Annotated in this window: 8 protein-coding genes; 1 reads left to right on the top strand and 7 read right to left on the bottom strand. The window is 62.8% G+C overall.

The genetic code is table 11. The annotated features are described in order from the left end of the window. Window positions 1–24 precede the first annotated feature (24 nt). The 6 genes from BLP82_RS01855 to BLP82_RS01880 all read right to left on the bottom strand — a co-directional run bounded on the left by BLP82_RS01855 (window position 25) and on the right by BLP82_RS01880 (window position 9,099). On the bottom strand, window positions 25–2,445 hold the full coding sequence (locus tag BLP82_RS01855) for an efflux RND transporter permease subunit (RefSeq protein WP_092164836.1): 2,421 nt from the start codon (window positions 2,443–2,445) through the stop codon (window positions 25–27). A 52-nt stretch (window positions 2,446–2,497) separates the two neighbouring features. Further along, complete coding sequence (locus BLP82_RS01860) at window positions 2,498–3,601, bottom strand: WD40/YVTN/BNR-like repeat-containing protein (protein WP_092164837.1); 1,104 nt, start codon at window positions 3,599–3,601, stop codon at window positions 2,498–2,500. 69 nt (window positions 3,602–3,670) lie between these two features. After that, window positions 3,671–5,032, bottom strand: a complete 1,362-nt coding sequence (locus BLP82_RS01865; RefSeq protein WP_092164838.1) for a DUF1329 domain-containing protein — start codon at window positions 5,030–5,032, stop codon at window positions 3,671–3,673. Window positions 5,033–5,047: 15 nt separating this feature from the next. Further along, window positions 5,048–6,697: a DUF1302 domain-containing protein gene (locus BLP82_RS01870; protein ID WP_092164839.1), complete on the bottom strand. Its 1,650-nt coding sequence runs from the start codon at window positions 6,695–6,697 to the stop codon at window positions 5,048–5,050. 90 nt (window positions 6,698–6,787) lie between these two features. Then, entirely contained in the window at window positions 6,788–7,555 is a 768-nt protein-coding gene (locus BLP82_RS01875; RefSeq protein WP_060742578.1) for a coniferyl-alcohol dehydrogenase, read from the bottom strand. A gap of 71 nt (window positions 7,556–7,626) precedes the next feature. Further along, entirely contained in the window at window positions 7,627–9,099 is a 1,473-nt protein-coding gene (locus BLP82_RS01880) for a benzaldehyde dehydrogenase (RefSeq protein WP_092164840.1), read from the bottom strand. Window positions 9,100–9,384: 285 nt separating this feature from the next. Between BLP82_RS01880 and BLP82_RS01890 the strand changes: the two genes are divergently transcribed. Then, window positions 9,385–11,160 (top strand): sigma-54-dependent Fis family transcriptional regulator, encoded by a 1,776-nt coding sequence (locus BLP82_RS01890; RefSeq protein WP_092164842.1) that lies wholly within the window; start codon window positions 9,385–9,387, stop codon window positions 11,158–11,160. Window positions 11,161–11,445: 285 nt separating this feature from the next. Here BLP82_RS01890 and BLP82_RS01895 read toward each other — a convergent pair whose 3' ends face one another. Further along, a complete protein-coding gene (locus BLP82_RS01895; protein ID WP_092164844.1) occupies window positions 11,446–12,366 on the bottom strand; it encodes a helix-turn-helix domain-containing protein in 921 nt (306 codons plus the stop codon). Window positions 12,367–12,620: the final 254 nt, after the last annotated feature.

Genomic DNA, 12,620 nt, shown 5'->3' on the forward strand with positions numbered 1-12,620 from the left:
ATGCGCCCCCATCCTAGAACGCCCTCAGCCCCTCACCCACCCCGCCTGCCGACTCGACTCAGGCTTTTTTACGAAGACCCTCTGCGGCAGCAGCCACCAGGCCAGGGCGGGCAACAGGATCAAGGCCCCAAGCATGTTCACCAGGAACATGAAGGCCAGCAGAACCCCCATGTCAGCCTGGAACTTGATCGGCGAAAAAGCCCAGGTCGACACCGCCACAGCCAATGTCATGCCCGTCAGCAACACCACTTTGCCGGTGAACAGCAGCGCCTGGTAATACGCCTGGGCCAAGGTGTCGCCGGCACGCATTCGCGCCAGGATCACGCTCAACACATAGAGCGCATAATCGACCCCGATGCCCACACCCAGCGCAATGACCGGCAATGTCGCGACTTTTACCCCCATGCCCAACCCCACCATCAGCGCCTCGCACAGGATCGAAGTGAGCATCAGCGGCAGCATCGCGCACAGGGTCGCGCGCCAGCTGCGGAAGGTCAGCAAACACAGCAGGCTGACCGCACCGTAGACCCAGAACAGCATCTCGCGCATGGACTTCTTCACCACGATATTGGTGGCTGCCTCGATCCCCGCGCTGCCGGCCGCCAGCATGAACTTGACCTCCGGCATCGAGTGCCCGGCAATGAATTGCTCGCTGGCCTCCACCACCCGGTTCAAGGTGTCGGCCTTGTGATCGGCCAGGTAGACGTACAGCGACAGCATCGAGCAGCCCTGATTGAACAACTCTCGCGGAGCACGGGTCTGCACGGCACCCAGTGCGCCATCATTGGGGATCAGTTCATACCATTTGAAGTTGCCTTCGTTGTAACCGGCCGTGGCGATCTTGCTCAGCGCCGCCATTGAGGTGGTCGACTCCACGCCGGGCAATTGCTCCAGTTGCCAAGCCAGCGCATCGACCGCAGACAGACTGGCGTAACGGGTGCATTGATCCTCCGGAGTCTTGATCATGACCACGAAGATATCCGAGCTGGCCGCGTAGTTCTGGGTCATGAACAATGCGTCGCGGTTGTAGCGCGAGTCGGCACGCAACTCTGGAGCGCCGGGGTCCAGATCGCCGATTTTCAGGTGCAGGCTCACGGCAAAACCAAATGCGGCCAACAGCAAACCCGCCAACATGGCGCCAATGGCCCAGCGCCGTTGGGTGAACAGGTCAAGCATGCGCCACAGTGGATGTTTGATCTGCGCCTGTTGCTCGGTTGTTTCCGCACTCAGGCTGCGTTGCGCCGCCGCCGGGCTGACGCCGATATAGCTGAGCAGGATCGGCAGCAGGATCAGGTTGGTGAAGATCAGCACCGCCACCCCGAGGCTGGCGGTGATCGCCAGGTCCTGGATCACTCGAATGTCGATCAGCAGCAACACCGCGAAGCCCACCGCGTCACAGAGCAAAGCGGTGATGCCGGCGGCGAACAGTCGGCGGAAGGTGTAGCGCGCGGCGACCACCCGGTGGGTGCCACGGCCAATGTCCTGCATGATGCCGTTCATCTTCTGCGCGCCATGGCTCATGCCAATGGCGAACACCAGAAACGGCACCAGTGCCGAGTAGGGATCCAGCTCATAACCGAGCAGGGCCAGCAGCCCAAGTTGCCACAGCACCGCCGCCAGTGAACAGGTCACCACCACCAGGGTGCTGCGCGCGCAGCGGGTGTAGCCAAACAGCACCAGTACCGTCACCAGTACCGCCACCACGAAGAACAGCAGGACTTGGGTCATCCCCTCGATCAGGTCGCCGACGATCTTGGTGAAGCCGGTGATGTGAATCCGCAGGTCATCGGTCTGGTACTTGTCCCGCAATGCCTCCAATTGCCGGGAAAACTCGCCATAGTCCAGCGCCTTGCCCGTCTGCGGATTGATTTCCAGCAACGGCACGAAGATCACACTGGACTTGAAGTTGCCAGCGACCAATTGACCGACTTCCCCGGAGCGCGCCACATTGGTCCGCACCTGCTCGATGCTGGTGGTCGAGCCATCGTAGTCGTCGGGGATCACCGTGCCGCCGTCGAGCCCTTCTTCGGTCACGGCAGTCCAGCGTGTGGTCGGGGTCCATAACGATTTCATGTAGGGGCGGTCGACCCCCGGCAACAGGTAGAGTTCGTCGTTGAGCTTGGCCAGGGTATCGAGGTAATCCTTGGTGAAAATGCTCCCCTGCTTGACCTCCACGGCGATGCGCAGCGAGTTGCCCAGGCCGCTCAACTCACTGCGGTTCTCGAGGAAGTTGGCAACGTAGGGATGCCCGGTGGGAATGGTTTTCTCATAACTGGCATTGATGCCGATGCGCGTGGCTTGCCAACCAAGTACCAAGGTCACCAGCAGGCAGAGCAGGATCACCAGCGGTCGATGGTTGAAGATCGCCCGCTCGGCGAAGTTGCCCGACGCCCGGTCGAAGTCTTCCTGGCGGCCGATCACGGTTTGGGTTCTGTCGTCTTTCAAGTTTGACTCCTGTTGCACGAGCCGTGGCCCGATAGCGCTACACCGTGAAGTTTCAAGGTTTACCGGAGGTCCGCGGATCCTGGTCAGCGGCCACGCCGGTCAAACCGACGCTGGCCAGGCTGCCGTCGACCGCTTGCTGCACGGCAGCGACCGTCCCGCCACTGCGGCTCTGACGCTTGTCAAAGCTGCGGCCCTGGTCATGACTGAAGAGAAGCTCACCACTCTGGCTGGCCAACAACAGGCCGCCATCGCGCAGTTCAAGGGCGCTCGCCAGCGTTGATTCGATACCCGTGTCGAGGCGTCGCCAACTGCCACCACGGTCATCGGACCACCAGGCGTTTCCGCGCAAGCCATAGACAATCAAGGCCCCATCGCGAGTGCCGAGCAGGCCGAAAAAACTGCCTTCATAAGGAGACTTCAAGGCCTGGAATGACTGCCCGCCATCGGTCGAACGCAACAGCAGACCGCGCTCCCCCACCAGCAGCAAATCCTTGCCCAAGGCGCGGATGCCATACAGGTTCAAGCCCTGGGGGTTGTCCACATGCCGCATCCACGGTTGCCAGCTTCGCCCGCCGTCATCGGTACGGTAGATCTGGTTGTAGGCGCCCACGACGTAGCCGTGCAGGCGGTCACTGAAGTACAGGTCGAGAAACGGTTTATCCGGTCCGTCATCGAGCATGTGCCGTGCCTGCGCCAACTGGCTGGCACCGTCGGGTTGATTGGCATCACGCTCGGCGACTTGCACCGCCAGGGCGATGGCGCGCTCACCGTCAAGTTGTTTTTGCCAGGTTTCCCCGCCGTCCTGGGTGTGCAACACCACCCCCAGATGACCGACCGCCCAGCCCTGCTCGGCATCGACGAATTGCACCGCCGTCAGGCTGACGCTGACCGGTACCCTGGCCTGGCGCCAGCTCACGCCAGCATCATCCGAGAGCAGCACGATCCCGCGCTCGCCCACCGCCACCAGGCGCTCGCCGGCCCGGGCCAGCCCAAGCAATACCGCGCGCGGGGCCTTGGTCGTCGGCAGTGCCGGTTGCTGCAGCACCGCCAATGTCGTCGCCTGTGCGACCCAGGGCACACTCGCCAACAGGCACCCCACCAGGGCGCAAACACCCCATAGCGGACCGCGACGCGCAAAGATTTTTTCAACGTTCATATCGTTATTCCGCCTGGAAAATCGTAAGCGACCGCGACGAACCTCCTCTTCGCCACGGCCGCCACAGGTTCAGCGCATGTTTTCGTTGGCCATGGCATCCGGTGTGAAGTAGGACGCCGAAGGCTTCGCGACCTTCTGGTACTGAATCGCCAGGTCGTTGCTCGATGAGTTGAGGAAGTAGGCCCCGGTGTCGAGGTTGTAGCTGCCCCACATGACCTGTGCGGTGAGGGCCGGCAGGTCCGATGCCAGCAGCGTCAACGAATACATCTGCCGGCCGAGCTTGCCCTGGGCGTCGTAACCGTCGGCCATCAGGATTTGCCAGGAGTCTTCGTCGACGTAATAGGTCCGACGCGGCACGACATGGCGCTTGCCCGCCTTGAGCGTGGCCTCGACCACCCAGACCCGATGCTTCTCCCAACGCACCAGGTCCGGATTGAGGAAGTTCGCCTTGACCAGGTCGTCGCTCTTGGCCAGCGCGGCGCGGTTATTGTTGTAGCCAACGATCAGTTCTTTCTTGCCCACCAGCTTGAGGTCATAGCGATCGGTCGGCCCGAACAGCATGAACGCCTCGTCGAACAGGCCGACGCCGGAGGTCACGAAGTCCGGCGTGTCATAGGCAATGTTCGGCGCCCGGCGAACCCGGCGCTGGCCGACCAGATACTGCCAGGCCGCCCGATTGGCCGGGTCCAGGTCCCAATGGGTCATCAGGCCTTCGCCGGCCTTGGACGATGGCAATTCAGTAAACAGCTTGCCCAGCAGGTACTTGCCCGAATAGTTTTCCAGGCTGCCGCCTTCGACGTAGTAAGGAAACTGATAGGTATATTGCGCCCGGGTCGCCTGGACTTTCTTGCCGCCGGCGGTCATCAGCCAGGTATCGAAAGGCGAGCTGATGGTGTCGCCGCCCTGCCACGACAACCGATAATTCCACAGCACTTGCGCACCGTTTTCCGGAATCGGGAACGGGATGCCGCCGTAGGCGTTGGAGACCTTCTCACTGTCCACGTCCAGCGTGGCGCGGGTGGCATTCTTACTGGTGTTGTCATACACCCATTGCGGCGCGGCGGCCGAGCGATGGGTCGGGTATACGTCCAGGCGATAGTCCGGATATTTCTTGAGCAGCAGCTTGGTGCCTTCGGCCAATTCGCTGGCGTACTGTTCCATGTTCGCGGCTTTGATCGAATACAGCGGTTTCTCGCTGGCGAATGGGTCGGGGCGCTTGTCTCCCGGTTTGTAGCCGGGCGCAACCTGGGTATAACCGCCCTGCCAAGCCGGGATGCTGCCATCGGCATTGCCGGCACGCTCGCCGCCCAGGGGGGTCAAATCGGTTTTCAAGCGTGCGGCCTGTTCAGGCGACACCGCCGCTTGCGCCAGCCCCATGCTGGCGAGGGCCAGGGTCAGGACGCACGTGTTCAGGAATGCTGTGTTCTGCATGGCGAATCCACCTTATTAGAATGAGGTTTTCACGTAGAGCGAGACGAAGTCGCGGTCGGCCAACGACTGTCCGTAACTGAAATTGCCGTCTTCGCGCAGGCCGGCTTTCGGTGCGCCGAAGAAGTTCACGTAGTTGAGGCCGACGTCCCAGCGTTGCAGATAGGTGGCTTTGAGCCCGACACTCCAGTCACCGGAATGAGTGTTGCCGAAGCCGGATTTATTGACCGCCGATGAACGCCCATCGAGCACCACCCCCATGCCGATCGGCACGGTCAGGTCGATTCCGTCGACGATCTGGAAGTACGCCGGCTCGATCAATACCCGCAGCGCCGTGGCATCGCGGGTGGTGTTGGAATCCAGCGCGGCAGCGTTCTTGGTCACGCTCAGGGTGCGGTTCCAGGCCAGTTCGGCCAGGGCCGAGCCGCCGTCCCAGAACGCGGTGGGCGATAACAGGTAAATCGCCGACAGGTTGGCGTGGGCGGTCTTGCCCCTGGCGAACAACTCACTGTCGCCACCATCGGCCTCCATGCCGGGGGTCACCACTTGCAGGTTGCTCACCAGCGGTGCGTTCCAGCGCACCGACGTTTCACCGGCGAAGTTGAACGGGCCGTAAGCGGTGGAGAAACTGACGCCGGCGGTCTTGATGTCTTCGGCGTAGACCTGCCGATAGGAACCCAGGATCGGCAACCCCGTGGCCGCTGCCGCCGGACCGTCGAGATACGCGTACAACCCGATCGGCGCCTTGTCGTGGTACTGGGCCGCGTAGAAACCCAGCTCCAGCTCGGTGCCGCTGGGTTTGAAGCGGATCTGCATGCCGCCCTGCCCCGAATTGCGCGGCTTCAGATCGCCGCCATTGACCGTGTCGTTGCCGAACACTTCGCGCAACGGACCACTGCCGTAACCGATGGCATCGGCATCGCTCAGGTAACTGCCGGCACCGGGCAGATTGGAACGTTCCCACTCGAACTGATAGTAAGCCCCCACCGACAACTGCGGGTTGATCTGCAACTGCCCGGAGATTTGATTGACCGGACGCAGGATCTCCTTGAACTGAGTCCCCGGCACGCTGAGCAACTTGACGACGTCGGTCGGGCCTTGGGCATTGGCAATGCCGTTGCCGCCGTAGAACAGGCTTTCCCCATAGATCAGGCTGTGTCGGCCCAGGCGCGCCACGCCCTGGGAGTCTTCACCGAGGTCACCGCGCAAGAACACGAAGGCATCGAGAATTTCCGCGTCACGACCGTGGAGCTTGCGGGTTTCGCTGAGAAAATGCGGTTGCTCGCTGCTGTCGGTGTCCTGGTTGTAGATATCGTCGTACCAGGCCGCGCCGCTCACGCGCAGCCCGTAGTTTTGCCGGCTCAGGTCCATCTCGGAGAACAGGTCCAGGCGATTGGAGACCAGGCCGCTGCTGAAGTTCTTATCGCCCTGGCTCTGGATTGAGGGGTACAGGCCGTTGGCGGTTGGGGCGTTGACCAAGCGGCTGTCCTGCCCGTGCAGGCGCCAGGCCTGGCTGTATTTGATGGTGTTGTCCCAGCGCAGTTTCCAATCGGAGTCACCCAAGTCCATTTGCATGGCCTCGACCCGATCGACCATCACGCCGGTACTGCACAACGCCAGGAACAGGGCGCAATGCTTGAAACGAAAGCTATCTTTGAGGTTATCCATGGACGCTTCTCATTATTGTTATTTTTGGGCATGGCTTTGCCAGCCAACACGCTCAGGTCACGGCTCACGCCGCTTTGCGCGGGTGCGCATTCAGATGTAGGTGGAGGCCAATCCACCATCGACCGGCAGGTTGACGCCGTTGATCCAGCGCGACTCGTCGGCACACAGGAAAGCGATCACCGCCGCCACCTCATCGGCATAAGCGGGACGTTTCATGCGATGGGCATCGGCCTGGGTCCGGGCCTCGCCGAGCATGCTCACGAAGTCATCGAGGATGGGCGTGAAAACCGGGCCCGGTGCGACACTGTTCATGCGCACCGAATGCTCGAGGAACCAGGGTTGGGCCTGCAGGTAGTTCCAGACGATCAAGGCTTCCTTGAAGTACTGGTAGCAGGTCTGGTCCGGCACCGGGTGATCGGCCAGCCAGGCTTGCGCGGCGGCAAAGTCTTCGATGCGCGCCAGCGCCTTGTGCTGTTCCAGGCGTAACGGCCACTCGGCACCGAGGATCGAGGCGATGTTGACGATGCTGCCACCCGCGCTGATGCGCGGCAGCAGCGCACGGCTCAAGTGCCGCAGCCCAAGGTAGTTGACCCGCGCCAGCAGCCGCGGGTTGGCAGTGCCCGGCACGCCGGCAATGTTGCACAGGCTGTCGAGCCGTGCGGGCAGCTGTGGCAGCAACCGTTCGATGTTCTCGGCGCTGCTCAAGTCGCCCTGCACAAAACCATCCAGGGTCATGTGCGGCGCCTTGAGGTCCACGCCGATCACCTGGGCGCCGTGAGCACGCAGCAGGCTCGCCGTGGCCGCACCGATACCCGACGAGACACCGGTCACCAGCACAATCTTGTTGTCGAGTTTCATGTTGAGTCCTCTTATTATTTTTGTGTACTCGCAGGGCCCTCAGCTCATCGGGCCCACTAAAGAGCGACCTGTCAGAACGGGTAGATCGGCGCCGTATCCTTGACCGTCACCCACTGCCACTGGGTGTATTCGTCCCAGTCCGCCGGGCCGCCGACGCTGCCGCCATTGCCCGAGGCGCCGCGCCCGCCGAACGGGTTGACGCACTCATCGGCGACGGTCTGGTCATTGATGTGCAACATGCCGCACTGCAACCGCTCACCGATGGCCATGGCCCGGCCCACGGACGGGGAAATGATCGCCGCCGCCAAACCGTATTCGGTGCGATTGGCCAATTCGATGGCTTCGTCATCGGTGGCGAAGCTGACCACTGTTGCCACGGGCCCGAAGACCTCCTCGTCGAAGGCGCGCATGCCCGGCTTCACGCCGCTGAGCACTGTGGCCTGGTAGAACAGCCGATCGTGATCGCCGCCGGCCTCCAGTCGGGCCCCGGCGAGCACGGTGTCGCTGACAATGTCGTGCACCCGTTGCAACTGCCGCTGATTGATCAGTGGCCCCATGGCGGCTTCTTCCCGAGCGGCATTGCCGAGGGTCATGGCCTGAGCCTTTTCCACCAGTTTGCGGGTCAGCTCGGCGGCGATGGACTCATGGGCGAGAATCAACCCGGTGGCCATGCAGATCTGCCCTTGGTGCAGCCAGGCGCCCCAGGCCGCGTTCCGGGCCGCGAGGTCGAGATCGGCGTCTTCGAGAATGATCAGTGGGTTCTTGCCGCCCAACTCCAGGGCGACCTTCTTCAGGTTGCGCCCGGCCACCTCAGCGACCTTGCGACCGGCGCCGGTGGAGCCGGTGAAGGCGATCATGCGCACATTAGGATCGCGGCACAGCGCCTCCCCGGCATCCGCCGCGCCGGGCAGCACTTGCAGCAAGCCCTTGGGCAGGCCTGCCACTTCGAACAACCGGGCAATAAGAAAACCGCCACTCACCGGAGTCTGCGGATCCGGCTTGAGCACCACTGCGTTGCCCGCCGCCAGGGCCGGCGCGACGGAGCGCATGGACAGCACCAGGGGAAAATTGAAGGGGGAAATCACCCCGACCACGCCATGGGGCTGGCGCCGCGCATAGGACAGGCGCCCTGCCTCGCTGGGCAGGACCACCCCATGGGCCTGGGACAGCAGACCGGCGGCCTGATGCAACAGCACGATGGCTTCGCGCATTTCGTGCTGGCCCTTGAATAGCGCGGCACCAGTCTCCCGGGCCACGTACAACGCCAGCTCGTCGAAGGACTGCTCGGCCACGTCGGCGGCCTTGCGGAAGATCGCCGCCCGTTGCCGCGGGCCCAGCGCCGCCCACGCCGGCTGCGCCAGGGCAGCCTCGCGACTGGCCTTGGCAATGTCGGCGGTGTCGGCCATGGCACAGCGCATCAACCGCTCACCGGTGGCCGGCTCGATGATCGATTGCAGCGGGCCCGAGGCAGGCACCCAGTCACCGTTGAAGACACATTCCGATTCGATCACCTGGGACAGCAGGTGGCTTTTGGGTGCAGACATTTAACACTCCCGGCTCTTTGTTGTTGTCATCGTTTGCCGCACCTGGAAGGTATCGACGCAAACGCCGTGCAAGTGCTTGAGCAAGCGCTGTGCCGGTTTTGCCCGCAGGCCTTGATAAACCTGGCGCAAGGCTCTGGCTCGAGGTTCTTCGCCAGGCATGACGCACCGGGCGCCTGCGTCGATCTGGCCGTTGGCCATCTGCCGCTTGTTCATTTGATAAAGTTATGCTTAATAACTATCTGGCCAGGTGATCATTTCGATCACCCCGTCATCAGGGGCATAACAATGAATAATCCCCACTGCCAGTTGCCGGATCATCGAATCGCCACCGAGCATTTCCATCCACGGGGGGATAGCAACGAGTTGAGCGACAGCAGTTCGCCCACCCCGGCAGAACTCACCGCCTGCCTGTTTTTCTCCCCCGACGATGGCCGTATCTGGCTCAACGACCAGCGCATGTTGCTGCTGCACAGTTCCTCCTTCGGTGCATTGCGCCGGGAAATCATCGAACGCCAGGGGCTGGAGCAGGCCCGAGGCATGCTCACCCGCACCGGTTATTCCTCCGGCGCCCGCGACGCCCGGCTGATTCGTGAACGCTGGCCCCACGCCGATGCCGCGGCGGTGTTTCGCGCCGGCACGCATCTGCATACCCTCGAAGGCATGACCAAGGTCGAACCGCTGCATTTCAAGTTCGACGCCGACTCGGGGTTCTATGAGGGGGAATTTCTCTGGCATCACTCCTGCGAGGCCGACGAGCATGTCGCCGCCTATGGCACCGGGCAGGATCCGGTGTGCTGGACCGAACTGGGCTACGCCATCGGTTTCGTCAGCGGGCTGTTCGGGCAACTGGTGGTCTTTCGCGAAGTGGAATGCCGGGGCATGGGCCACGAACGCTGCCGAGTCGTCGGCAAGACCGCTGAACAATGGGGCGACATCGAGCAAGACCTGAATTACCTCAACGCCTCCCCGCCGACCGTCGTCGCCCGCGCCGACACTCAGTCCGACAACGTGGCCGGAACCGTCCCGGTGCCGGACAGCGAACAGCCATTGATTGGTGCCAGCGCCGCCTTCAACGCCGCGACCCAGGCCTTGCAACGGGTGGCCTTGACCCCGGCCACCGTGCTGGTCAGCGGCGAATCCGGCGTGGGCAAGGAGATGTTCGCCCGCCAGTTGCACCAACTGAGCCGCCGCCGTGAGGGGCCGTTCATCGCCCTCAACTGCGCGGCCATCCCCGACAATCTGATCGAGGCTGAACTGTTCGGCGTCGAGCGCGGAGCCTACACCGGCGCCACTCATTCACGCCCCGGTCGTTTCGAGCGCGCCCACGGCGGCACGCTATTCCTGGATGAAATCACCTGCCTGAGCCTGGCCGGGCAAAGCAAGTTGCTGCGCGCCTTGCAGGAGCGGGAAATCGAACGGGTCGGCGGCGGCCACGGCATCAAGGTCGATGTGCGCGTCGTGGCGGCCACCAACATCGACCTGCGCAAGGCCGTGGCGGACGGCGCGTTCCGTGAAGACCTGTTCTACCGGCTCAACGTCTACCCCATCGCCCTGCCGCCCTTGCGCGAGCGCCGCGATGACATACCGCTGCTGATCAACGCCTTTCTCAAGCGTTTTTGCCAGGAATACGGCCGCACGCCGATGGGCCTGACCATGCGTGCCTTGAAGGTGCTGTTGCGCTATGACTTTCCGGGCAACGTGCGGGAATTGCAGAACCTCATCGAGCGGGGCCTGATCGCCAGCGAAGAAGGCCAGGCCATTGACCTGGTCCATCTGTTTCGCAATGAGCAATTGCCGGTGGACGCCTACTCGGTGGACCACCTCGGCGGCCTCTCGCCGATGGGCCTGGCCGCCAACGATGCCGTGGAAAAACCGGCGCTGCTCCAGTCCCTCAGCCAACTGGACGCAGACTTCTCCATTGACGGCCTGGAATCACGCCTGATCAACGAAGCCCTGCAACTGAGCAGCGGCAACCTCGCAGCCGCCGCACGCTCGTTGGGGCTGAGCCGGGCGCAGTTCGCGTATCGATTGAAGAAGCATCAAAAAGGTGTCCCGGGCTGAACACCGAACCTGGGAGATGCTGCAAAGGCAGGTCTTGGGGCCGCTTCGCGACCCTGCGGGAGCGAGCTTGCTCGCGATGGCGACGGGTCAGTTGGCATTGATATTGGCTGTGTTGACGTCATCGCGAGCAAGCTCGCTCCCACAATGGATCCGTGGTGTTCCTTGCACCCGCGTCCACCGCCAATCCCCCTGTGGGAGCTGAGCTTGCTCGCGATGGCGGTGGGCCAGTTGCATTGAAGTTGAATGTGCCGTCGTCATCGCGAGCAAGCTCGGCTCCCACAGGGGTTACCGGGTGGCGGCTCCGTCAAGCAGGGCAAAAGCGGCCCGCCGATACTCGCTGGGGGTCTGGTTCATCTCGATGCGGAAGTGCCGGTTGAAGTTGGACAGGTTGTTATAGCCCACTTCAAAACAGATGTCGGTCACCGGCATCTCACTTTGCAACAGCAAACGGCAGGCGCGCTGGACCCGCAGCTTGCGCATCAAATCGATGAAACCGTGCCCGGTGATGCGCTTGAAGAACCGCGAGAAGCCCGGCTCGCTCATGGCCAATTGGCGGGCGATCACCGACAGGCGCAGGTCGCCGGTGAGTTCGGCTTGCAGGTACTCGAACGCTTTGTGGATGCGCTCGGAACTGCGCGCATCCAGGGTCGGCGCATAGCAAGGGCTCGCCAGGCTCAGGGCCTCGTCACCGGGAGCTTGATTGAGGGTGTGGAGCAGCTCCAGGAACAGCGTCAATCGCGCCAGCCCCTGGGCCGGGCCGATGGCTTCCAGCAGGTGCGCGGCCTGCTGCGCCGTGTTGCCACCGAAGGCCAGGCCACGGCGGGCGCGCTCGAACAGCCCCTGCAGGTCCCCCAGTTCAGGCAAGGTGCGACGCAAGGCCAGCAAAGTGGCGCCGTCGAATTGCAACACCACGTCGCGCCCGGCCAAGTACTCCCCCGGCGCAAGGTCACCCATCCAATCGTGGGGCAAGTCCGGACCGATCATTGCCACATGGCCCGGGCCAAACGGGCCAATGTAATCCCCCGCCAACAGTTTGCCGCTGCCCTGGCGGATCAGGTGGATTTCGAATTCAGGGTGATGGTTCCAGCGCGCCAGCGGGTACGGGTAGTCGTGCTCGTACCAGCGAAAACTGTGTTCGGGCTCGGGCAGGATGACTTCCAGTTCGGCCGGTCGCTGCTCGAACAGGGGCGTTCGGTGATCAGGCATGTCGCGCCTCTTTTATCGTTATATCGGGCACCTTACGCCGAGTGCGCGGCGCTCCGCCAGCCTCGGCCCGACCGCCCACCGATACTTTTTTAACCCACGCTGGCGACACCGGCACAAGTTAAAAAAGTACCACCTCACCATCCTGCGCGGGTTTGTCGGTTTTCAGCGGCACTGCTGTAATCGGCCTGCCATCGCCATTTGGTGAGTGCGACGCTGATTACCCTCTGAAGCCATTGCAGCAAGGACCAAGCCCC

The sequence above is a fragment of the Pseudomonas sp. NFACC37-1 genome (genome assembly GCF_900101575.1).
GTDB lineage: Bacteria > Pseudomonadota > Gammaproteobacteria > Pseudomonadales > Pseudomonadaceae > Aquipseudomonas > Aquipseudomonas fluorescens_AA.